Raw genomic sequence first — 19,298 nt, forward strand, 5'->3', positions numbered from 1 at the left:
GTATCCGCGTGGCCAATCATTCGCCACAACTGACTTATACTGCGTCAAATGTTCACTCAGAGTGATGAATATGGAGCTGGCGCAAATCCGTATGTTCAAGACCGTGGCCGAGTTCGGCAGCATCGCCCGGGCGGCGGAAAAGCTGTTCTGCGTGCCGTCGAATATCACTGCGCGGATCAAGGCGCTGGAAGCGGAATTGGGCGTTGCGCTGTTTCTGCGTGAGGGCCGCGGATTGCGCATCAGCCCGGCGGGGCAGACGTTTCTCGCCTATGCGGAAAAGATTCTGGCGCTGACCGCTGAAGCGAAACGTGCGGTTGATCCTTCGTCCGAACCCTCTGGACCGCTGCGTATCGGCGCAATCGAATCCTCGGCGACCGGGCGTTTGCCGCGCTTGCTGGCGAAGTTTCACCAGCGTTATCCGCAGGTGGCGCTGGAACTCACCACCGGCACGTGGGGGCAGTTGCTCGACGACACCGTCAGCCATCGCCTCGACGGTGCGATTGTTGCGGTGGATGTCGAGCGTTCGCAGCTCAAGCGCACGCCGATGTATCGCGAGGAACTGCTGCTGATCGCGTCAACCTCGTTCGGACCGGTGCGCGGCATCGAAGACCTGCAGGACAAAACCGTGTTCATGTGGCCGCAGGGGTGTCCATACCGGGCGGCGCTGGAGCATTGGCTGTTGCGTCAGGGGCATGCGCTGCCGATTGTCAGCCTGGCCAGTTACGGGGCGATTGTCGGCTGTGTGAGTGCCGGGGCGGGGGTGGCGCTGGTGCCCAAGGGCGTGTTTGAGCAGTACGCAAAAGGGGCTGGGTGTGTGGGGTATGAGTTTGCTGAGCTGACGGCCGTAGACAATTTGTTTTACTGGCATGAAAACGCCGGCGTGCATCCGGCGCGGGAGGCGTTTGTGGCGATGTTGCGGGAGGAGTTTGTTGCGTAAAAAGGCTTCCCTCACCCCAGCCCTCTCCCCGAGGGAGAGGGAGCCGACCGAGGTGTCTCAGGTTATACGCCGACCTGAACAATCGAGTCGATTATGGATTCAGCCAAGCTGAACAACCGGGTTGATTATGGATTCGGCCAAGTCTGATTTTCTTGATCAGGTCGATAGTGGATTCACCGGCGAATTTTCAGGTCGGTGAACCTCTCAAATATCCCCCAATCAGTCCCCTCTCCCTCTGGGAGAGGGCTAGGGTGAGGGGGCCATTTCAGGCAACCCCGATATCCCGCATCAACAACCCAAACCGCAACTCCACCGCCTCCGGAATCGGCACATAAACCGTATGCCCATCCCCCGGCGCCACCTCAATCGCCTCACCCTTGACGCTCTGCAACTCACACAGATCAAAATGAAAATTCCCCGTGGGCGTCATCAACTCCAGATGATCACCCAGACCAAAACGGTTCTTCACCTTGACCTCGGCCAGCCCCTCACGCCGCTCGCCGGTCAACTCACCCACGAACTGCTGACGCTCCGATACCGAGCTGCCGTGCTGATAATTCTGATACTCGTCATGCACATGCCGACGCAGAAAACCCTCGGTGTAGCCACGCTGCGCCAGTGACTCCAGATCGGTCATCAGGCTGCGATCAAACTCACGCCCGGCCACCGCATCATCTATCGCTCGCCGATACACCTGGGTGGTGCGGGCGCAATAGAAGTGCGATTTGGTCCGGCCCTCGATCTTCAATGAATGCACGCCCATGCGCGTCAGGCGTTCGACGTGCTGCACCGCGCGCAGGTCCTTGGCGTTCATGATGTAGGTGCCGTGCTCGTCTTCGAACGCCGGCATCAACTCGTCGGGACGATTGGCTTCCTGCAGCAGGAACACTTGATCGGTCGGCGCGCCGAGGCCCAATGTCGGCTCGGGCTGGAAGGTCTGGACGATCTCGCCAAGCTGATTTTCCGTGGCCGCTTGCGCCGAGTATTTCCAGCGACAGGCGTTGGTGCAGGTGCCCTGATTGGCATCGCGTTTGTTCATGTAACCCGACAGCAGGCAGCGGCCGGAGTAGGCCATGCACAATGCGCCGTGAACGAACACTTCCAGTTCCATGCCCGGCACCTGTTCGCGGATTTCACCGATTTCTTCCAGCGACAATTCTCGCGACAGGATGATCCGGCTCACACCCTGCTGCTGCCAGAACTCGACGCTCGCCCAGTTCACCGTATTGGCCTGCACCGAGAGGTGAATCGGCATCTGCGGAAAATGCCGACGCACCAGCATGATCAGCCCCGGGTCGGACATGATCAGCGCATCCGGCGCCATCTCGATGACCGGCGCCAGATCCTTGAGGAAGGTCTTCAGCTTGGCGTTGTGCGGCGCGATGTTGACCACCACGTAGAAGCGTTTGCCCTGTGCCTGGGCTTCACCAATGCCCAACGCGAGGTTGGCGTGATCGAACTCGTTGTTGCGCACCCGCAGGCTGTATCGCGGTTGGCCGGCGTAAACCGCGTCGGCACCGTAGGCGAAGGCGTAGCGCATGTTTTTCAAGGTGCCGGCGGGAGCGAGCAGTTCGGGGGCGGCGAGGATCGAGGTCATGGCGGTGTCGGTCGCAAAAGCGCGGCAGGGTAAGTCAGGTGCGGTGAGGGTTTGTTGATCTGGATCTATGCTCCATGAATAAAGATGGCACTCGTGCAGGCCCCGGTTGACTAAGCATCGGGGCGTGCACGACGCCTGACTGACATGGATCGGACATGAACGAAAAAAGCCTTCAATTCAAATCCCTCACCGTGCTGCTGTTTTTGGTCACGGTGGCGTTTATCTGGATCCTCTTGCCGTTCTACGGCGCGGTGTTCTGGGCGGTGATTCTCGGCATTGTGTTTGCGCCGATGCAACGCCGGCTGCAGGCGAAATTCGGCTGGCAGCGCAACCTTACATCCCTGTGCACCTTGGCGATCTGCCTGGTGATCGCGATTCTGCCGGTGATCATTCTCAGTGTGCTGCTGGTGCAGGAAGGCGCGACGGTGTACAAAAACATCGAAAGCGGCGAGCTGGATATTGCTGCGTATCTGGCGCAATTCAAGCACAGCCTGCCGCCGTACTTTCAGCACTTGCTCGATCGTTTCGGCATGGGCGAACTCAATGCGCTGCGCGAGAAAATCGTCAAAATGGCGATGCAGGGCAGTCAGGTGCTGGCCAGTCAGGCGTTCAGTTTTGGTCAGGGTACGTTCGAGTTCGTGGTGAGTTTTTTCATCATGCTGTATCTGCTGTTTTTCTTTCTGCGCGATGGCGCCGAACTGGCGCGCAAAGTGCGCACCGCCGTACCGCTGGAGGAGAATCACAAGCGCCGCTTGCAGCTAAAATTCAACCGGGTGGTGCGCGCGACGGTGAAGGGCAATCTGGTGGTTGCCGTGACTCAAGGCGCGCTGGGCGGAGCGATTTTCTGGTTTCTCGACATCCCCAGCGCGTTGCTGTGGGCGGTGTTGATGGCGTTTCTGTCGTTGCTGCCAGCGGTCGGCGCGGGGATTGTCTGGGCGCCGGTGGCGGCGTATTTCCTGCTCAGCGGCATGATCTGGCAGGGCGTGGTGCTGGGGCTGTTCGGGGTATTTGTGATCGGTTTGGTGGACAACGTGTTGCGGCCGATTCTGGTGGGCAAGGACACCAAAATGCCCGATTACATGATTCTGATCTCGACCCTTGGCGGTCTGGCGGTATTCGGTCTGAATGGCTTTGTGATCGGGCCGTTGATCGCGGCGCTGTTCATGTCGAGCTGGGCACTGTTCGCCGAAACCAAGCCCAAAGTGCAGTTGCCTTAAGCGTTGAACGGCTGGCTGATGAGCTTCTGAGACAACGCTTGCGCAGCGGGTAACGAGGTGAGCGGGCCGCTGATGGGCTCGCCATCACGCATCAGATACCAGCAGGCGAGCAGGCCCGAGGCTCTGAGCGAGGCGGGAACGGCGCTGCCGATAACGGACATGATTTGAACCTGAGCCATGACGGGTACCTCCATCTATCAATGGAGCTACCTTAGAGATTCGCGGGTTCTACGGACAATCAACGCTTTCGATAGTGGTCATTGACGCCGTTGAGGGCGGGCTCAATCGACCACTTGGTCGAGCATGTGCATGACTTCGCGCTCGTTGAGCAGACCTTTGTCCACAAGGTTTTCCGCCAGCAGCGAAAGGAATTTCGCGCAGCGATGGCCTTCCAGGTGCTTGAGTTCGGTCAGCGCGCCGTACACCTTGCTGGAGGTGCACAGGCCGACAATGCGGTGCGGGTTTTGTGTTGGCATACCGTCGTCCTTGTTGTTATCAACCTGTTGTTTACGGACGGATTCAGATTGCGGTTCCGTCATGACAAATAAATGACCGTTTTATGGAAAAGACCATAACGGTCAATCAATCATGCCGACTTTAGCCGGTGAAACTGTCCTCACAGCGACCTTGGCGAGATTTTTTCAGACGCTGGCCGACCAACGGTCATAAAAAAGCCCCGCTATAAAAGCGGGGCTTTGTGTTTCGGTTACCAGCGTGGACCGCCGTAGTAGTGCGGGCGACCGTAGTAGCCACGCGGCGGACCGTAATACACCGGCGCCGGTTGCACGTAGACCGGTTGCTGCACATACACCGGCGCTGGCTGATAGTAGACCGGTGGCGGTGGCTGCTGCACATAAACCGGTGGTGGCGGAGCGGCATACACCGGCGCCTGCTGCACATAAACCGGGCGATCCTGATTGATCAGTGCCGAGCCGATGATGGCCGAACCAACGATCGCGCCAAACACCGCCGGGCCTTGCCAGTAATTGCCGCCGTGGGCTTCTGCTTGCCCTGCGACAGCGAATGCACCGATCAGCAGGGCCACGAGAGGGAGTTTACGAATCATGATAAATCCTCGGTTCTTCGACCCGGCGGCAGGGCCTGCACCAGGCCCACAGTTGTCGCGGGGATACTTCTAAGACAGCGAAATTCTGAAAATCAGCACAGCCGCTGGGTAAATTTTGTGTAAGGTCTGTACCGGCTTCTTTACCGGTCCGGGCAAGGGCCACAGAACCCGTTTAAAACAGGCCTCTATGATCGTTCAGAACCCGATGGGCTGGCTAATCCCGTTTATCCGAAAGTGCGTTTGAAGGAGAAGTTTCATGCAGATGAACCCGAACAAAGACACCCAGCTGTGCATGTCCCTGTCGGGGCGGCCAGGCAATTTCGGTCTGCGTTTTCATAACCATTTGTATGAGCAGTTGGGCCTGAATTTCTATTACAAGGCGTTCAGCAGCCAGGACCTGACTGGCGCGGTCGGTGGTATTCGTGCCTTGGGTATTCGCGGTTGCGGCGTGTCGATGCCGTTCAAGGAAGCGTGCATTGCGCTGGTCGATGAGCTGGATGCGTCCGCTGCGGCGATTCAGTCGATCAACACCATCGTCAACACCGACGGCCATCTCAAGGCTTACAACACCGATTACCTTGCCATCGAGCAATTGCTGAAGACCCACGCGGTGCCCAAGGACTTGACCTTCGCCTTGCGTGGCAGTGGTGGCATGGCCAAAGCGGTGGCCAGTGCCTTGCGTGATGGCGGATACAAAAACGGTTTGATCGTTGCCCGCAACGAGCGCGCCGGACGTGCGCTGGCGGACTCGCTGGGTTATCGCTGGCAGGCTGAGCTGGGTGATGAGCGCCCGCAGATGCTGATCAACGTGACGCCGGTGGGCATGGACGGCGGGCCGGAGGCGGGGCAACTGGCGTTTGCGCCTGAAGTGATCAAGGCGACGGATACCGTGTTTGATGTGGTGGCGATTCCGTCGGAAACGCCGTTGATCGTGCGTGGTCGGGCCGAAGGTAAAAAGGTCATTACCGGGCTTGAGGTGATTGCGATTCAGGCGCTGGAGCAGTTTGTGTTGTACACCGGCGTGCGCCCGAATGAGGCGCAGTTTGCGGCGGCGGTGGCGTTTGCCCGGAGCTGATCAGCGAATTGTGTAAGAGCCTTACCGGACCCATCGCGAGCAGGCTCACTCCTACAGTTGGAATGCGTTCACCCTGTAGGAGTGAGCCTGCTCGCGATGGCCTCACAACGGATTCAGATCAGAACCTGCCTATACTGCCTCCCCAGCAAGCACAGACTTGCCCACCACAAAAACCGTGACCGAGGCTCCCCATGCACCCACCCATTCTCAACCTGCATCAGGTCGAACTCGAGCCCCTGCCCGAAGCCTTGGCCCCGGAAGGTGAAACCGCCGGCCGCTATCAGCAGCGCATGGCCCGTATCGGCCAGCAATTGGGTTCGCAAAAACTCGGTTATCGGCTGTACGCCTTGCCGCCGGGCATGCGCGGCAGTCCGTTTCACAGCCATCGGGTCAACGAAGAGATGTTTTACGTCGTGGCCGGGGAGGGCGAGGTGCGTCTCGGCGCCGAGCGCTTTCCGATCCGCGAGGGCGATGTGATCGCCTGTCCGCCGGGTGGGCCTGAGAAGGCGCATCAGATCATCAATACCAGTCAGGCGGAACTGCGTTATCTGGCGGTGAGCACCCAGCAGCAGCCGGAAATCTGCGAATACCCGGATTCGAACAAATACGTGGTGATGGATAACTTCAACGTCGATGCCGAGGGCAATGCCTCAGGTTTTGTGGCGGTGGCGCGGCAGGCGGATGGTGTGGACTACTGGGACGGTGAATAACACGCAGATCCCTTGTAGGAGTGAGCCTGCTCGCGATAGCGGTGTGTCATCCAAAAATGATGTGACTGACACACCGCTATCGCGAGCAGGCTCACTCCTACATTGGTTTTGTGTGGTTATTCGAGTCGGGCCAGGCGTTCTTCCAGCGCGGCAATCCGCGCTTCGAGCTCTTCGATACGCTCAACCGAAACGCCACTGCTGGCACCGCGTTCCTGCGGATTCTGCCGCGCCGCCATGATCACCTCGATATCCGCCGGATCACCCAGCGCATGGGTGTAACGATCTTCGCGCTGCCCGGCCTGACGTGGAATCAGTACCGCCAACCCTCGCGCAATCAAGCGCTCCAGCTGATGCACCACCTGCTCGGCATCTTCGAAATCGTGCATGCGGCCGCTGCGGGTCAGCAGTTCGTTGACGGTTTGCGGGCCGCGCAGAAACATCAAACCACTGAGAATCACTTGCGCTGGTACCAGTTCCAGTGCCTTGTCGACCTTGTGCTCCCAGCGGTCGGCACGACTGCCCATCACCAGTTTGGCGAAACCGCGCCCTTCGAGCGCGCGCAAACTCTGGCCGACCTGACCCTGAGTCAGGTTCATCACCGGTTCGCGGCTGGTTTTCTGATTGCATGCCGTGACCAACGCGTTGAGCGTCAGCGGATAGGTTTCAGGGCTGGTCGCCTGTTTCTCGATCAACGAGCCGAGGATGCGGATTTCCGTGGCATTGAGCCGTGGCTCGTCGAAGGTGGATTCTGGTTCTGTGGTCATCGCGCGTTCCCTCTGCAGTCGAAGGCGCCTAGCCTAATCCTTGCCAAACAAAAGGCAAGCCGTGTGGTCATCAAGCATGGCTATAATCGCCTCCTTGTTCCACCCAGCCACCACACGAGACTGCCATGACCATTTCCCTGTACGCCGCATCCGTCCCGGTTTTTCAACAAATGCTCAACGCGCTGAGCGATGTACTGAAAAAGGCTGAAGCCCACGCCACCGAGAAAAACATCGACCCGAACGCCTTCCTGCAGGCGCGTCTGTATCCAGACATGTTCCCGCTGATTCGCCAGGTACAGATCGCCGTGGACTTCGCCAAAGGCGTTTCCTCGCGTCTGGCTGAAGTCGAAGTGCCGAAGTACGACGATACCGAAACCACCTTCGCCGAGCTTCAAGCCTTGATCGCCAAGGTTCTGGCCTACATCGGCGAGATCAAGCCAGAGCAGATCGATGGCAAGGAAGGCATCGAAATCGTCACCCGTCCGGGCACGCCGAAAGAGAAGCGCTTCAGTGGTCAGGCTTACCTGCTGACCTACGGTCTGCCGCAGTTCTTCTTCCACGTCACCACCACTTATGCGCTGCTGCGTCATAACGGGGTTGAAGTGGGCAAGCGTGATTACATGGGCGCGTTCTGAGTTTTAAGAGCCCCTCATCGTAGCCCTCTCCCGGAGGGAGAGGGGACTGATCGCGTTGTTTGTTCGAGATACGCCGACCTGATCTATCGAGTCGAACTCAGGTTTTGAACAGCACGCAAATCCGCTCCCTTCCCCCTCGCCCCCTTGGGGGAGAGGGTTGGGGTGAGGGGGAAAAGATCTCAGCCACAAAAAAGCCCGCCAAGGTTCACACCATGGCGGGCTTTTCATTTTTCATTGTGGGAGCGAGCCTGCTCGCGAGTGCAGTGTGTCAGGCAACATCAATGTCGATTGACCCGCCCCCTTCGCGAGCAGGCTCACTCCCACAGGGTAAGGCGGTTACGCGGTACGTTGGGCTTTCGCTTCTTCACCCAGGCACGCCGCAGCGGTGAACAACACGTCAGTCGACGAGTTCAGCGCGGTCTCGGCGGAATCCTGCAACACGCCAATGATGAAACCGACCGCCACCACCTGCATGGCGATCTCGCTCGGAATACCAAACAGGCTGCACGCCAAGGGAATCAACAGCAACGAACCACCCGCCACACCCGAAGCGCCACACGCGCAAATCGCAGCCACAACGCTGAGCAGAATCGCCGTAGGAATATCCACGGCAATGCCCAGTGTATGCACGGCCGCCAGGGTCAACACAGTAATGGTGATCGCCGCACCGGCCATGTTGATGGTCGCGCCCAGCGGGATCGACACCGAATAGGTGTCTTCATGCAGGCCCAGACGCTTGCTCAACTCCAGGTTGACCGGAATGTTCGCCGCCGAGCTGCGGGTGAAGAACGCGGTGATGCCGCTTTCACGCAGGCACTTGAGGGTCAGCGGGTACGGATTGCGACGCAGCTTCCAGAACACGATCAGCGGGTTCATCACCAGCGCGACGAACAACATGCAGCCGAGCAGCACGGCCAGCAGGTGCGCATAACCGATCAGCGCGCCGAAACCGGACGTGGCCAGCGTCGAGGCCACCAGACCGAAAATGCCCAGCGGCGCGAAGCGGATCACCACACGCACGATCAGGGTCACGCCGTTGGACAGATCACCGAGCACTTCGCGGGTAGTGTCACCGGCATGGCGAATCGCAACGCCCATGCCGATTGCCCAGGCCAGAATACCGATGAAGTTGGCGTTGATCAGCGCATTCACCGGGTTATCCACGACGCTCAGCAACAGGCTCTGCAACACTTCTGCAATGCCACCCGGCGCGGTCACCGCGACGTTTTCGGTGGACAGCACCAGATGCGACGGGAATGCCATGCTGGCAATCACGGCCACCACGGCTGCGGCGAAGGTGCCCAGCAGATAGAGGAACAGAATCGGACGGATGTGGGTTTCCTGGCCGTGCTTGTGGTTGGCAATCGACGCCATTACCAACACGAACACCAGAATCGGCGCGACGGCTTTCAACGCCGACACGAACACTTTGCCGATGAACGCGGTGTCTTTTGCCACTTGCGGGGCAAACATCGCCAAGGCAATACCGGCGATCAGGCCGATCAGGATCTGTGCGACCAGGCTCAGGTTCTTCAGGCGTTGCAATAGAGAAGGGGATGAAGCAGTCATAACGGCATCTCTGATTTTTTATAGGGTGCGAGGTAGCGTGAAGGCGGTGGATATTCGGGGGCAGACCACCGTCACGCACCGAAAGTTTGATGCGACTTCAACGCCACTAAACCGGTCGTTGAATAGGCTGTACGTTTTTAAGGGCGCGGACTTTATCACAGCGTAGGCCTTATCCTTCAGACCTGTGACGATCTGCCACCGGATCAGGCAACAAAGTCGGCAGGTTTGTGCAAGTCAGTGCGGACACACTCTGTTAAGATTCCTCATCCTTATTTTCAAGTTCTGCCAGCGGGCCTCCGGGTCAACGCTGGTGTCGTCGTTTTGCTGGAGTTGCGCATGCTGTTGCCCATTCTTCTGTTGTCTGCCGCCGGCTTCACGGTGCTGACCACGGAATTCGTCATTGTCGGCCTGTTGCCGGCGATTGCCCGAGACCTTGAAGTCACCATCCCGCAGGCCGGGTTGCTGGTGACTCTTTTCGCTTTCACCGTGGCCATGTTCGGGCCTTTCCTGACCGCCTATTTCGCCCGCTTCGAGCGGCGCAAGCTGTTTATCAGCATCCTGATCATGTTCGGTCTGGCCAATACCGTGGCGGCGCTGGCGCCGAACATCTGGGTGATGGCGATTGCCAGGTTGATCCCAGCGCTGGGTCTGCCGGTGTTCTGGGCCTTGGCCAGTGAGACGGCCGTGGACATTGTCGGCCCGGACTTTGCCGGTCGTGCGATCGCCAAGATCGGCTTCGGCATTGTCTGCGCCACGGTGTTCGGCATCCCGGTCGGCACTCTGATTTCCGATGCGTTCGGCTGGCGCAGTGCCTTTGGCATTCTGGCGGTGATCGCCTTTGCCAAAGCCTTGTTGCTGTTTGTTTACCTGCCGAAAACCAGTTTGCATCAGCATCAGGTCAGCTTCCGTTCGCAGTTCAAGATCCTGCGCAGCCCGTTGATGATCGGCCATATCGTCCTGTCGATTTTGGTGTTCAGCGGCATGTTTACCGCTTACACGTATCTGGCCGACATCCTTGAGCGCCTCGCCGGCTTCAACGGCACTGTGGTGGGTTGGTGCCTGATGGCCTTCGGCGCGGTCGGGCTGATCGGTAACTCGCTGGGCGGCCGTGCGGTGGATCGCCATCCGCTGGGGGCGTCGGTGTTGTTCTGTGCGTTCATGATTTCCGGCATGGTCTCGCTGGTGCCGAATATTCACTCACCGCTGGGGCTTGCAGTGGCGATGGGAATCTGGGGCATCACCCAGGCCGCGTTGTTCCTGGTCAGCCATGTGCGCCTGATGAAAGCCGCGCCAGAAGCGCCGGCCTTTGCCGCGTCGCTGAACATCGCCGGGGCCAATCTGGGCATCGGTCTGGGCGCTATCGTCGGAGGCCGGGTCATCGACAGCGCGGGTCTGGGCTTCCTTGGCTTTGCCGCCGCCGGTTTCATCTTGCTCTCGGTGTTCCTCGCCATGGTGCTGATGACGCTCAAACCGCGCGAAATGTGCGCTGAGGCCTCATAACGCAGTAAACAGCTCGCGTCGGGCACCTTCGGTAATCGCAACGATGCCGGGGTGCTTGACCTTGCGTTCCACCGAAATGGCATAGAACGACTCGGTCACCGCGTCGGTCTGGCCTATCAGTTCGACGCCGTACTGGCGCTTCACTTCATCGGCAATCACGCTCGGGCCGATAAAAATCCCGCTGCCGGATTGGCCGAAGGCCTGCATCAAGGCACTGTCATCAAACTCGCCGACGATTTGCGGCTGGATCTGCTGCTCGGCAAACCAGCGCTGCAAGCGGCTGCGCACCACGGTTTCCGCGCCGGGAATCAACAGTGGCGCGCCATGTAGACTGCGCGGGAAATCCTGACCGTATTTTGCTGCCAGTTCCGGGGTGGCGAAAAAGCTGATTCCACACTCACCGAGCTTCTGGCTGTAGCCCTTGATATCGAGGTGCGAGGGCATCGGGCTGTCGGAGATCACCAGGTCCAGGCGCTGGATGGCCAGATCGGCGAGCAAGCGTTCGAGCTTGTCTTCGCGGCAGGTGATGCGCAGGGGTTCATTCAATTCCATGGTCGGCGCAATCAGGCGATAGACGATGGACTTCGGCACCACATCCGCCACGCCGACGCGAAAGAGTATCTGCTGTTCGTTGGGTTGTGCACGCAGCATCAGTTCCAGTTCGCCGCCGAGCTGGAACATCTGCTCGGCGTAGGGCAGGGCTTGTCGCCCGGCTTCGGTCAATTCGAGTTGCCGGCCGACTCGTCTGAATAGCTCGATGCCGTAGGTCTGTTCGAGCAGCGATATTTGCCCGCTGATGGTCTGGGGCGTCAGGTTCAGCTGCTCGCACGCGCGAACGATGCTGCCAGTCTTCGCCACGACCCAGAAGTAATGCAGTTGTCGGTAGTTGAGCATGAGTGTCGTCACTTCGTGAAAACCGAAGTATAGCCGCTAAAAATACGAATTTTCCTGAAGTGTTCATCTCCCTAGAATGCCCAGCCATCGACGGCCGGTCTGTGAGCCTGTCTGTTCATTCGAAGGAAACCTTATGAAATACACAATCCCTGCGCTGATGTTTACGTCTTTACTGCTTCTGGCCGGTTGCGATCAGGCCGAGAAAAGCGCTCAGCAACTGATGGGCAAAGCGGCCGAAAGCGCCAAGCAGGCGATCGACGACACCCATAAAGCCGCCGAGCAAGCGCTGAGCGATGCCACTGGCGGACTGATCGAGAAAAAAGAAACACCGGAAAAAGATGCGGAACAATCCGAATCTTCCTCCAAGACCATCTAATTCGTCTTACACAGAGTCAGGACTGACCCATGGAATATCTGTTACAGCTCGCCGCCAGCCCCACCGCCTGGGTTGCTTTGGCCACATTGGTGGTGATGGAAATCGTGCTCGGCATCGATAACCTGATCTTTATCTCGATCCTGACCAACAAGTTGCCCAAGCAATACCAGCAGAAAGCGCGCCGGATCGGTATCGGCATGGCGTTGATCCTGCGTCTGGCGCTGTTAAGCACTATCGCCTTCATCGTGCAACTGACTGCGCCGGTGATCGAGATTCTGGGCCAGGCGTTCTCCTGGAAGGACATGATCCTGATTGCCGGCGGTCTGTTCCTGGTCTGGAAAGCCACGACCGAGATCCATCACAGCATGGACCCGGCACCGGAAGATCCGAAGTCGGCGACCTCGACGGTCACCTTGGGTTTTGCCGCTGCCATCGGCCAGATCCTGATGCTCGACATGGTGTTCTCGATCGACAGCATCATTACTGCGGTCGGCATGACTGAACACTTGCCGATCATGATCATCGCGGTGGTGGTGTCGGTGCTGGTGATGCTGTTTGCTGCTGAGCCGCTGGCCAAGTTCATCAACGACAACCCGACGGTGGTGATGCTGGCCCTGGGCTTCCTGATCATGATCGGTATGACCTTGATCGCAGAAGGCTTCGGCGCCCACGTACCGAAAGGTTATGTGTATGCGGCGATGGCGTTCTCGGCTTCGATTGAAGTGCTGAACATGATGTCGCGCCGGGCCAGGCAGAAGAAATTGGCTGAGCAGGTGTAACCGCTGAAAGTGAAAAGCCGCCTGAACTCTTTGAGGTCAGGCGGCTTTTTTTCGATTCGAGATTTTCAGTGTGGATAAGAGCCAGCCCCTCACCCCAGTCCTCTCCCGAAGGAGAGGGAGCCGATTTGTGGAGTGTTTTAGTCTTTAGTTCGGCTCGATATTTCAGGTCGGTGTAACTCGAGAAAACAACTCGATCAGTCCCCTCTCCCTCGGGGAGAGGGCTAGGGTGAGGGGCTTTTGACTTTGCTGTTCAATTTCAATGTGCGGCCGCGTGACGCACTCGGTGCTCCTCGGTTTTCTCAACCGCAGCAGGCTGAGCCGGATGGTGATGATGGCGTCGCGAAATCCGCAACACACCCCACAACATGGCAGCAGCCACCGCCAGCCAGCCGGCAATCAACATCACAATCGTCATGGTCAGGCTCATCAGTGCCTCCTCTTCGCCCTGCATCGGGCGCCCACTTTTCAATTCGCTCTGTTTCAGTGACAGTCTAGACAATGGGGTGTTTCAGACTATTGACCAAAGGTCGGTGGTGACCAATCAGTTTGCTCTATGCAAGCGATGTGTCTGCCGCTTAAGGCTATACCGCAGACTGGCGCGGCCCTATGATCGCAAGCGTTGCCGGAACACGATGACCGGCGTCTGAACAGAGAGTGATGATGGTGCAGGTATTTTCTCGAATTCGTGCGGCGCTGCTGGTGGCGGGTTGCGCGGCCATGTTGGCCGGGTGTGCAGGCAGTGTCGCGCCTGAGGTCAAGCGTCTGCCGGAGCGAGTCGAACTCAGCGGCACGTTCTATCGCGGCGAAGCCAATCAGAGTGGGCCGCAAGTGCTGGCCAGTCTGTTGTCGCAGCAGGGCATCGTGATCACTCCGGGGCTTTTGGAAAAACCACTGCATCTGCCGGGTGCCGAAGACAAATTGCAGCAGAACCTGCAGAACCTGGCCCGTGAGTACGGCATGGTGGTGTATCCGCTGGACAGCAACCTGCCGGCGTTGTTGACTCAAGTGGCAGCGGGTTATCCGGTGATGGTGCGCTTCAGTGAGGGGGCGGCGTTCTGGGCCGAGCCGCGTTACGCGATCTTGTCCGGTTATGACCGCAACAAACAGAAGGTACTGCTGCGCGCCGGCATGAACCGCCGCGAATTGATGAGTTTCAGTTCCTTTGAGTCGGCGCTGGAAAAGTCCGGTGGATGGGCGATTCTGATTCAAAAACCGTCGCAGATCCCAGCCGCGGTTGATCGTCAGCGCTGGCTCAAAGCGGCCGATGAGTTGGCGCAGGCCGGTCAGGAAAACGAAGCGGCGCAGGCGCGCAAGGCGTTGGCCGCACACTGAATTTTCCGTTCGTCATCTGCCGGGCACGACGACGCCCGGCAAGCCTCCTACTTATACATCCCGTGTTTTTGCGGGTGAATCAGGAGGCGATATGAAAGATTCCCCAACAGCGACAGGCCCACATTCCTCCGAGCATTCCTCGGGAGATGATTTGGGGTTCGATCCGGACTCGCCCGATCTTGATGATCCGCAGGTCGATCCTGTCGGCCCCGCCAAGGCGCCTCTCGACGTCGAGCCCGGCGAGGATGCCAAGAAGCCGGCCAAGCCTTATGACCCGTTAGCCAATCTGAAACCTTGATGTGAGGTGCGTATGAGTACCGATTCAAGCTTCGATGACCAAAAACCTGACAGTGTGCCGACGACGCCAGAGCCGGAGATTGATCCGGTGCTGGACCCGGACAGCCCGCTGCGCGACCCGATGGCCCGGCCCAATATCACGACGCCGGAACCTTCACGGGATCCGAGTGCGGGGGATGGCATTCCCGATGATGATCAGATGCCGTTGCCCAATGACTGAGAGGCAGCAGATGAAAAAAAGCCCCGAGGATTCGGGGCTTTTTCTTGTGCGGTGGCTTACTTGGACGCTTCGACCACGCCGCTCTGGCGATTCTTGAGGTTTTTCTCGGCCTTGTACTGCTGAGCCACCGCCGGAACGCTGGCGCTGCGCCCGGTTTCTACCCAGCTGCGAATACGGCTGGCATCGGCAAAGTGGGTGTACTTGCCGAACGCGTCGAGAATGACCAGTGCGACGGGACGGTTGCCCATCTTGGTCACCAGTACCAGGCAGTGACCGGCGGGATTGGTGAAGCCGGTCTTGGTGATCTTGATGTCCCAGTCGGCCTTGTTGACCAAGTGATCGGTATTGCGGAAACCCAGGGTGTAATTGGGTTTGCGGAAAGACACGGTCTTTTCTTTGGTGGTGGTGAGTTCGCTGAGAATCGGGTACTTGCTCGCCGCGACCAGCAACTTGCTCAGGTCGCGGGCGGTGGAGACGTTGCGCTCGGACAAACCCGTTGGCTCGACATAGTGCGTGTTGGTCATGCCCAGCGCTTTGGCCTTGGCGTTCATGGCCGCGATAAAGGCTGCATAGCCACCCGGGTAGTGGTGTGCCAGGCTGGCAGCGGCACGGTTTTCCGAGGACATCAGGGCAATCAGCAGCATCTCGCGGCGCGGCAGTTCACTCTTCAGTTTGACTCGGGAGAACACACCTTTCATTTCCGGCGTGTTGCTGATATCGACATTGATCCATTCGTCCATGTTTTGCCGGGCTTCAACCACGACCAAACCGGTCATCAACTTACTGACAGAAGCGATCGGCACGATCACGTCAGGGTTGCTGGAGTAGATGACTTTGTTGGTCTGCATATCCATGAGCAGGGCACTGCCGGAAGCGATCTTCAGGGTCGAAGCATCACGAGGGGCAGCGGTGGTTTCCGCAGCGTTGATCGTTGGCGTGATGAATGTGCCTGTAAAAGCAAAAAACAGGCTCAGAATCGAAAGACGAATTTTCACGCGGGCGAACTCATAAAGGTTGGATATTCCGTTAGTTTGTAACGGGTTATTTCTTCAAAGCGTCGCATTCTAGGAGTATGGCTGAAGATCTGTCGATGGTTGTTTGAACGACCTGAAAATCTCGTGAAAAGGCCTGTAAAAAGAGGGGTTTCCGGCGAACGGTTACAGTTTTTTCTCAGGCATGAAAAAACCCGCACGAGGCGGGTTTTTCTATCGCTGAAAACGACGACTCAGCGTGCAGGGTTTCTGCGGCGTAAAGGGTGTTTTTTTCAGCAGGCAGGCTTACGTCCAGGGAAGCCCTTTCAGCATGAATCTCGGATTACTGGAACCGATTCTCCTGGCAGTAACGCGGATCGTCAGATGAGTATAGAGATGCCCGTTGATGTCATTTGGGCTGGTGATCTCGCTTGAAATCCTTCCATGGATAATTTCACCTCCATCGGTTTTGAATTCGAAAACTCTTTTATCGGGCAACACACCGACAAAGGCCCCGGTAAAAACTTCATCATCCTCTTTGATATTGTCTCTACTCAGCCGCGCTTTGCTGCGGCGAACCTGCTCTACGTCTGAAAACAGGAAGCTGCGAGTGTTGGTCGTAAGCGCGCATGAAGCATCGTTCTCGGCTAACTCGTTGAGGAAGTCTGAAACGGCTGCGATCGCTCTGTCGGCCAAACGGGAGACCGGCTCAGATAATTCTTCGTCGCTTTTTGTCGTGGCCTCGAGCAGTTCGGCCAGAATATCGATAGCTTGGGATACCGGTGTGGTGCCCTCTATATCAAGCTGCCTATCAGCCGGTATTTCTTCGAGTTCGAATCCAAAAGAGCCGCGAGCTGGTCCGGTGATCAAAAGCTGGTTGCTTAGTCGGTTGGGGATAGGCCCTTTGTCTGCGAGCGTTCCCGAAACCGATGCTGCAATCGCGGTTATTGCGACGCTGAATGCCCGAGTTGCTGTCGCACCAAATTCAGCCAGCACACCATGCGTTCCCCATACAGGAACGCCGCGGTAGGTCAGTCTGGCCCTGGCAGGTCGATAGGCGTGCTGACCATTATCGTCAAGAAACGCGCGAGCCTGATCGATTTTTGCTTGTATCGACATCAGGGTAAGTTTACTGATGCCAGGAGTGGCAGCTTGTTTTACAAGGAAGCCGAGCTCCGCAGCTTTATGGGCGTACTCAGATCTGTTCATGTTCAAGCTCCTGCCGACGTACCACAAGCAAGCTTTCGGCATCTGCATCCTGATCAGGAGAAAGGTCGACTTTCAAAAAGCCCTTCCATTGTCCGGTGCGCCGGTGTGACCACATGCTGTACCAGTAAGTGGTCATCGCCACCAGGGATTCGGCTGGATCGCTCAACGATTGGATGTAGAAGTCGATCTTGAATTCTTTCTTCAGATTAGCCCGATCGCCGCCAAGAAGATTGATTTCATGATCGCCGAGCGCATCGAAAAACGCATCACCTGCTGGCGTGAACGTCACAACATCAATGTCTCGCGGAGGGCGATGTTCGAGCATCTCGATATCTTCAGTGAAACTTCCATCCAGCCACTGAAAACCCCTGTCGATACCCATTTTATGCAGTTCTGCTCGATGAGCGAGATATCCTGAAAAATATCACATCGCTCAGGGCTGGTCGCAAATCTCGAGACGACTTGCCCAAGACTAACCTCATAAGGCGCTCGATCAAACCCCGCGGGTTTATCCTCGTTTATAGGGGGGATTACCCCTTCGGCATTCCATTCAGGTATCAATCCAGCCTCCATGCGTTCCGTTGTCTTGACCTAGTCGGCGGACTGAGGGGGCCAATCGCGCCAAGTGTTATGTGGGGTGCCAAAAAGTCAGTACATGCGCGTCACCATACGCTTGGTTGCCAGTCCCTCGCATTTTAGAAATGCTTCAGCGTGTTAGCGGAAGTGCCTTTGGAGGATTAATGTAGCTCCTCCAGGGGGGGGAGCTTTTTTGGGGGGCTGTTAATAGAAAAAGAGGCGGATTTTTCTTTGGCATGAAAAACCCCGCACTGGGCGGGGTTCTGGTGCAGCGGTAAAACCGCTTCAGGCGTGCAGGGTTTCTGCCGCGTAGAGGGTATTTTCCAGCAGGCAAGCACGAGTCATCGGGCCGACACCGCCCGGTACCGGCGTGATCCAGCCGGCGCGGGGCAGGGCGGTTTCGTAGACAACGTCACCGACCAGTTTGCCGTCGTCCTGCCGGTTGATGCCGACGTCGATCACAATCGCGCCTTCCTTGATCCACTCGCCCTTGACCAGGCCCGGTTTGCCGGCGGCCACCACCACCAGATCAGCACGACCAACGTGGCCGGCCAGATCCTTGGTGAAGCGGTGAGTCACGGTCACGGTGCAACCGGCCAGCAACAGTTCCATCGCCATTGGGCGACCGACAATGTTGGACGCGCCGACAACCACTGCGTCCATGCCATAAAGATCAGCACCTGTGCTTTCCAGCAAGGTCATGATGCCTTTAGGCGTGCACGGGCGCAGCAGCGGAATGCGCTGGGCCAGACGGCCGACGTTATAAGGGTGGAAACCGTCGACGTCTTTGTCCGGGCGAATGCGTTCCAGCAGTTTGGAGGCGTCCAGGTGCTCGGGCAGCGGCAATTGAAGCAGGATGCCGTCGATAGCAGGGTCGTCGTTGAGGCGATCGATCAGATCGGTCAACGCGTCTTGCGTGGTTTCAGAGGGCAGGTCGTAGGCTTGAGAGAGGAAGCCAACCTCTTCACAGTCTTTACGCTTGTGCGAGACATAAACCTGAGAGGCAGGATCGCTGCCGACCAGGATCACCGCGAGGCCGGGAGTGCGCAGGCCTTGCTGGCGACGCTCGGCAACTCGTTGGGCGATCTGCTGGCGCAGGCTGGCGGCGATCGATTTGCCGTCGATTAGTTGTGCAGTCATTGCGCGTGATTAACCATCGAGAGGGGAAAAAATGAGAACGCATTCTCGCATGTCGAGCGGTGAGGGCAAAGGCGCTTGGTCAGCAAATTCCTCTAACTCCTTTAATTAAATGAATTTTTTTCAAAAAGGATTTGACGACCTTCGGAGCGCTCTATACTATTCGTCGCACTTGTCGGGCACAGCCTAGCACTGGTTAAGAAGGTGAAGCGGAATCAAGGTTCTGCAACACTGGAAAGCACTTAGTTTGTAGTCCTTTAAGAGTACAGATTAATAAGGCGCCCGTAGCTCAGCTGGATAGAGCATCCGCCTTCTAAGCGGATGGTCGCAGGTTCGAGTCCTGCCGGGTGCGCCATTAGGCAGCTTTGGCACAAGTAGCGCGATATGGTGGGCGTAGCTCAGTTGGTAGAGCACGGGATTGTGACTCCCGTTGTCGT

The 19,298-nt window shown here is 57.8% G+C and carries 23 protein-coding genes and 1 tRNA gene; 12 read left to right on the forward strand and 12 right to left on the reverse strand.

The window, feature by feature from the left end; translation table 11 throughout:
• Positions 1-70 precede the first annotated feature (70 nt).
• Complete coding sequence (locus tag ACWR1S_RS26350; protein ID WP_454565532.1) at positions 71-937, forward strand: LysR family transcriptional regulator; 867 nt, start codon at positions 71-73, stop codon at positions 935-937.
• Between the two features lie 265 nt (positions 938-1,202).
• On the opposite strand, the gene trhP is transcribed toward ACWR1S_RS26350, so the two are convergent.
• The gene (trhP, locus tag ACWR1S_RS26355; protein WP_454565533.1) at positions 1,203-2,534 is read right to left on the reverse strand and encodes a prephenate-dependent tRNA uridine(34) hydroxylase TrhP; all 1,332 of its coding nucleotides are present in this window, start codon (positions 2,532-2,534) and stop codon (positions 1,203-1,205) included.
• Positions 2,535-2,689: 155 nt separating this feature from the next.
• On the opposite strand from trhP, the gene ACWR1S_RS26360 reads away from it, so the two are divergent.
• Positions 2,690-3,751 carry an AI-2E family transporter gene (locus ACWR1S_RS26360; RefSeq protein WP_454565534.1) on the forward strand — a complete coding sequence of 354 codons (1,062 nt, stop codon included), beginning with the start codon at positions 2,690-2,692 and terminating at the stop codon, positions 3,749-3,751.
• Here the strand turns inward: ACWR1S_RS26360 and ACWR1S_RS26365 are convergent.
• The 3 genes from ACWR1S_RS26365 to ACWR1S_RS26375 form a co-directional block, all read right to left on the reverse strand.
• On the reverse strand, positions 3,748-3,930 hold the full coding sequence (locus tag ACWR1S_RS26365; RefSeq protein ID WP_454565535.1) for a hypothetical protein: 183 nt from the start codon (positions 3,928-3,930) through the stop codon (positions 3,748-3,750). The genes ACWR1S_RS26360 and ACWR1S_RS26365 overlap by 4 nt on opposite strands.
• 102 nt (positions 3,931-4,032) lie before the next feature.
• A complete protein-coding gene (locus ACWR1S_RS26370) occupies positions 4,033-4,227 on the reverse strand; it encodes a hypothetical protein (RefSeq protein WP_454565536.1) in 195 nt (64 codons plus the stop codon).
• 230 nt (positions 4,228-4,457) lie between these two features.
• Complete coding sequence (locus tag ACWR1S_RS26375; protein ID WP_454565537.1) at positions 4,458-4,817, reverse strand: hypothetical protein; 360 nt, start codon at positions 4,815-4,817, stop codon at positions 4,458-4,460.
• A 256-nt stretch (positions 4,818-5,073) separates the two neighbouring features.
• Between ACWR1S_RS26375 and ACWR1S_RS26380 the strand changes: the two genes are divergently transcribed.
• Together ACWR1S_RS26380 and ACWR1S_RS26385 are read left to right on the forward strand one after the other, a co-directional pair.
• Complete coding sequence (locus ACWR1S_RS26380; RefSeq protein WP_454565538.1) at positions 5,074-5,892, forward strand: shikimate 5-dehydrogenase; 819 nt, start codon at positions 5,074-5,076, stop codon at positions 5,890-5,892.
• A 191-nt stretch (positions 5,893-6,083) separates the two neighbouring features.
• Positions 6,084-6,602: a cupin domain-containing protein gene (locus ACWR1S_RS26385; RefSeq protein ID WP_454565539.1), complete on the forward strand. Its 519-nt coding sequence runs from the start codon at positions 6,084-6,086 to the stop codon at positions 6,600-6,602.
• Positions 6,603-6,718: 116 nt separating this feature from the next.
• Here the strand turns inward: ACWR1S_RS26385 and ACWR1S_RS26390 are convergent, their stop codons facing one another.
• Positions 6,719-7,366, reverse strand: coding sequence for a YceH family protein (locus ACWR1S_RS26390; RefSeq protein WP_454565540.1), 648 nt, complete (start codon positions 7,364-7,366; stop codon positions 6,719-6,721).
• Positions 7,367-7,491: 125 nt separating this feature from the next.
• Between ACWR1S_RS26390 and ACWR1S_RS26395 the strand changes: the two genes are divergently transcribed.
• Complete coding sequence (locus ACWR1S_RS26395; protein WP_454565541.1) at positions 7,492-8,001, forward strand: DUF1993 domain-containing protein; 510 nt, start codon at positions 7,492-7,494, stop codon at positions 7,999-8,001.
• Between the two features lie 336 nt (positions 8,002-8,337).
• Here ACWR1S_RS26395 and sstT read toward each other — a convergent pair whose 3' ends face one another.
• Positions 8,338-9,570 carry a serine/threonine transporter SstT gene (gene sstT / locus ACWR1S_RS26400; protein ID WP_077573699.1) on the reverse strand — a complete coding sequence of 411 codons (1,233 nt, stop codon included), beginning with the start codon at positions 9,568-9,570 and terminating at the stop codon, positions 8,338-8,340.
• Positions 9,571-9,906: 336 nt separating this feature from the next.
• On the opposite strand from sstT, the gene ACWR1S_RS26405 reads away from it, so the two are divergent.
• Positions 9,907-11,070, forward strand: a complete 1,164-nt coding sequence (locus tag ACWR1S_RS26405; RefSeq protein ID WP_095123386.1) for an MFS transporter — start codon at positions 9,907-9,909, stop codon at positions 11,068-11,070.
• Here ACWR1S_RS26405 and nhaR read toward each other — a convergent pair.
• Positions 11,065-11,964, reverse strand: a complete 900-nt coding sequence (gene nhaR / locus ACWR1S_RS26410; protein WP_108225594.1) for a transcriptional activator NhaR — start codon at positions 11,962-11,964, stop codon at positions 11,065-11,067. The two genes, ACWR1S_RS26405 and nhaR, sit on opposite strands and share 6 nt — an antisense overlap.
• Before the next feature lie 133 nt (positions 11,965-12,097).
• On the opposite strand from nhaR, the gene ACWR1S_RS26415 reads away from it, so the two are divergent.
• Together ACWR1S_RS26415 and ACWR1S_RS26420 are read left to right on the forward strand one after the other, a co-directional pair.
• Positions 12,098-12,340, forward strand: a complete 243-nt coding sequence (locus ACWR1S_RS26415; RefSeq protein WP_122597351.1) for a hypothetical protein — start codon at positions 12,098-12,100, stop codon at positions 12,338-12,340.
• Positions 12,341-12,369: 29 nt separating this feature from the next.
• Entirely contained in the window at positions 12,370-13,119 is a 750-nt protein-coding gene (locus ACWR1S_RS26420) for a TerC family protein (protein WP_150751142.1), read from the forward strand.
• A gap of 256 nt (positions 13,120-13,375) precedes the next feature.
• On the opposite strand, the gene ACWR1S_RS26425 is transcribed toward ACWR1S_RS26420, so the two are convergent.
• A complete protein-coding gene (locus tag ACWR1S_RS26425) occupies positions 13,376-13,546 on the reverse strand; it encodes a hypothetical protein (protein WP_454565542.1) in 171 nt (56 codons plus the stop codon).
• Positions 13,547-13,779: 233 nt separating this feature from the next.
• On the opposite strand from ACWR1S_RS26425, the gene ACWR1S_RS26430 reads away from it, so the two are divergent.
• The 3 genes from ACWR1S_RS26430 to ACWR1S_RS26440 all read left to right on the forward strand — a co-directional run bounded on the left by ACWR1S_RS26430 (position 13,780) and on the right by ACWR1S_RS26440 (position 14,968).
• Entirely contained in the window at positions 13,780-14,451 is a 672-nt protein-coding gene (locus ACWR1S_RS26430) for a peptidase C39 family protein (protein WP_454565543.1), read from the forward strand.
• 91 nt (positions 14,452-14,542) lie between these two features.
• The gene (locus ACWR1S_RS26435) at positions 14,543-14,749 is read left to right on the forward strand and encodes a DUF6021 family protein (RefSeq protein ID WP_454565544.1); all 207 of its coding nucleotides are present in this window, start codon (positions 14,543-14,545) and stop codon (positions 14,747-14,749) included.
• Positions 14,750-14,761: 12 nt separating this feature from the next.
• Positions 14,762-14,968: a hypothetical protein gene (locus ACWR1S_RS26440; RefSeq protein ID WP_454565545.1), complete on the forward strand. Its 207-nt coding sequence runs from the start codon at positions 14,762-14,764 to the stop codon at positions 14,966-14,968.
• A gap of 56 nt (positions 14,969-15,024) precedes the next feature.
• On the opposite strand, the gene pbpG is transcribed toward ACWR1S_RS26440, so the two are convergent.
• From pbpG to folD, 4 genes are all read right to left on the reverse strand, one after another.
• Entirely contained in the window at positions 15,025-15,963 is a 939-nt protein-coding gene (gene pbpG, locus ACWR1S_RS26445) for a D-alanyl-D-alanine endopeptidase (RefSeq protein WP_141128104.1), read from the reverse strand.
• A 282-nt stretch (positions 15,964-16,245) separates the two neighbouring features.
• Positions 16,246-17,148: a hypothetical protein gene (locus ACWR1S_RS26450; RefSeq protein WP_454565546.1), complete on the reverse strand. Its 903-nt coding sequence runs from the start codon at positions 17,146-17,148 to the stop codon at positions 16,246-16,248.
• Positions 17,135-17,530 carry a DUF6932 family protein gene (locus ACWR1S_RS26455; protein ID WP_254846371.1) on the reverse strand — a complete coding sequence of 132 codons (396 nt, stop codon included), beginning with the start codon at positions 17,528-17,530 and terminating at the stop codon, positions 17,135-17,137. Before ACWR1S_RS26455 ends, ACWR1S_RS26450 begins: the two co-directional genes overlap by 14 nt.
• A gap of 479 nt (positions 17,531-18,009) precedes the next feature.
• Positions 18,010-18,864: a bifunctional methylenetetrahydrofolate dehydrogenase/methenyltetrahydrofolate cyclohydrolase FolD gene (gene folD / locus ACWR1S_RS26460; protein WP_454565547.1), complete on the reverse strand. Its 855-nt coding sequence runs from the start codon at positions 18,862-18,864 to the stop codon at positions 18,010-18,012.
• 275 nt (positions 18,865-19,139) lie between these two features.
• On the opposite strand from folD, the gene ACWR1S_RS26465 reads away from it, so the two are divergent.
• Positions 19,140-19,216 (forward strand) — tRNA-Arg (locus tag ACWR1S_RS26465).
• The last annotated feature ends 82 nt before the right edge of the window (positions 19,217-19,298 follow it).

It is taken from the genome of Pseudomonas sp. AIG, assembly GCF_977020205.1.

What these genes read in the sequence shown, in the direction of transcription:
- ACWR1S_RS26350 (WP_454565532.1), top strand. Translation starts at nt 71, where the DNA reads ATGGAGCTGGCGCAAATCCGTATGTTCAAGACCGTGGCCGAGTTCGGC.
- trhP (WP_454565533.1), bottom strand. Translation starts at nt 2,534, where the DNA reads ATGACCTCGATCCTCGCCGCCCCCGAACTGCTCGCTCCCGCCGGCACC.
- ACWR1S_RS26360 (WP_454565534.1), top strand. Translation starts at nt 2,690, where the DNA reads ATGAACGAAAAAAGCCTTCAATTCAAATCCCTCACCGTGCTGCTGTTT.
- ACWR1S_RS26365 (WP_454565535.1), bottom strand. Translation starts at nt 3,930, where the DNA reads ATGGCTCAGGTTCAAATCATGTCCGTTATCGGCAGCGCCGTTCCCGCC.
- ACWR1S_RS26370 (WP_454565536.1), bottom strand. Translation starts at nt 4,227, where the DNA reads ATGCCAACACAAAACCCGCACCGCATTGTCGGCCTGTGCACCTCCAGC.
- ACWR1S_RS26375 (WP_454565537.1), bottom strand. Translation starts at nt 4,817, where the DNA reads ATGATTCGTAAACTCCCTCTCGTGGCCCTGCTGATCGGTGCATTCGCT.
- ACWR1S_RS26380 (WP_454565538.1), top strand. Translation starts at nt 5,074, where the DNA reads ATGCAGATGAACCCGAACAAAGACACCCAGCTGTGCATGTCCCTGTCG.
- ACWR1S_RS26385 (WP_454565539.1), top strand. Translation starts at nt 6,084, where the DNA reads ATGCACCCACCCATTCTCAACCTGCATCAGGTCGAACTCGAGCCCCTG.
- ACWR1S_RS26390 (WP_454565540.1), bottom strand. Translation starts at nt 7,366, where the DNA reads ATGACCACAGAACCAGAATCCACCTTCGACGAGCCACGGCTCAATGCC.
- ACWR1S_RS26395 (WP_454565541.1), top strand. Translation starts at nt 7,492, where the DNA reads ATGACCATTTCCCTGTACGCCGCATCCGTCCCGGTTTTTCAACAAATG.
- sstT (WP_077573699.1), bottom strand. Translation starts at nt 9,570, where the DNA reads ATGACTGCTTCATCCCCTTCTCTATTGCAACGCCTGAAGAACCTGAGC.
- ACWR1S_RS26405 (WP_095123386.1), top strand. Translation starts at nt 9,907, where the DNA reads ATGCTGTTGCCCATTCTTCTGTTGTCTGCCGCCGGCTTCACGGTGCTG.
- nhaR (WP_108225594.1), bottom strand. Translation starts at nt 11,964, where the DNA reads ATGCTCAACTACCGACAACTGCATTACTTCTGGGTCGTGGCGAAGACT.
- ACWR1S_RS26415 (WP_122597351.1), top strand. Translation starts at nt 12,098, where the DNA reads ATGAAATACACAATCCCTGCGCTGATGTTTACGTCTTTACTGCTTCTG.
- ACWR1S_RS26420 (WP_150751142.1), top strand. Translation starts at nt 12,370, where the DNA reads ATGGAATATCTGTTACAGCTCGCCGCCAGCCCCACCGCCTGGGTTGCT.
- ACWR1S_RS26425 (WP_454565542.1), bottom strand. Translation starts at nt 13,546, where the DNA reads ATGAGCCTGACCATGACGATTGTGATGTTGATTGCCGGCTGGCTGGCG.
- ACWR1S_RS26430 (WP_454565543.1), top strand. Translation starts at nt 13,780, where the DNA reads ATGGTGCAGGTATTTTCTCGAATTCGTGCGGCGCTGCTGGTGGCGGGT.
- ACWR1S_RS26435 (WP_454565544.1), top strand. Translation starts at nt 14,543, where the DNA reads ATGAAAGATTCCCCAACAGCGACAGGCCCACATTCCTCCGAGCATTCC.
- ACWR1S_RS26440 (WP_454565545.1), top strand. Translation starts at nt 14,762, where the DNA reads ATGAGTACCGATTCAAGCTTCGATGACCAAAAACCTGACAGTGTGCCG.
- ACWR1S_RS26450 (WP_454565546.1), bottom strand. Translation starts at nt 17,148, where the DNA reads ATGAACAGATCTGAGTACGCCCATAAAGCTGCGGAGCTCGGCTTCCTT.
- ACWR1S_RS26455 (WP_254846371.1), bottom strand. Translation starts at nt 17,530, where the DNA reads ATGGGTATCGACAGGGGTTTTCAGTGGCTGGATGGAAGTTTCACTGAA.
- folD (WP_454565547.1), bottom strand. Translation starts at nt 18,864, where the DNA reads ATGACTGCACAACTAATCGACGGCAAATCGATCGCCGCCAGCCTGCGC.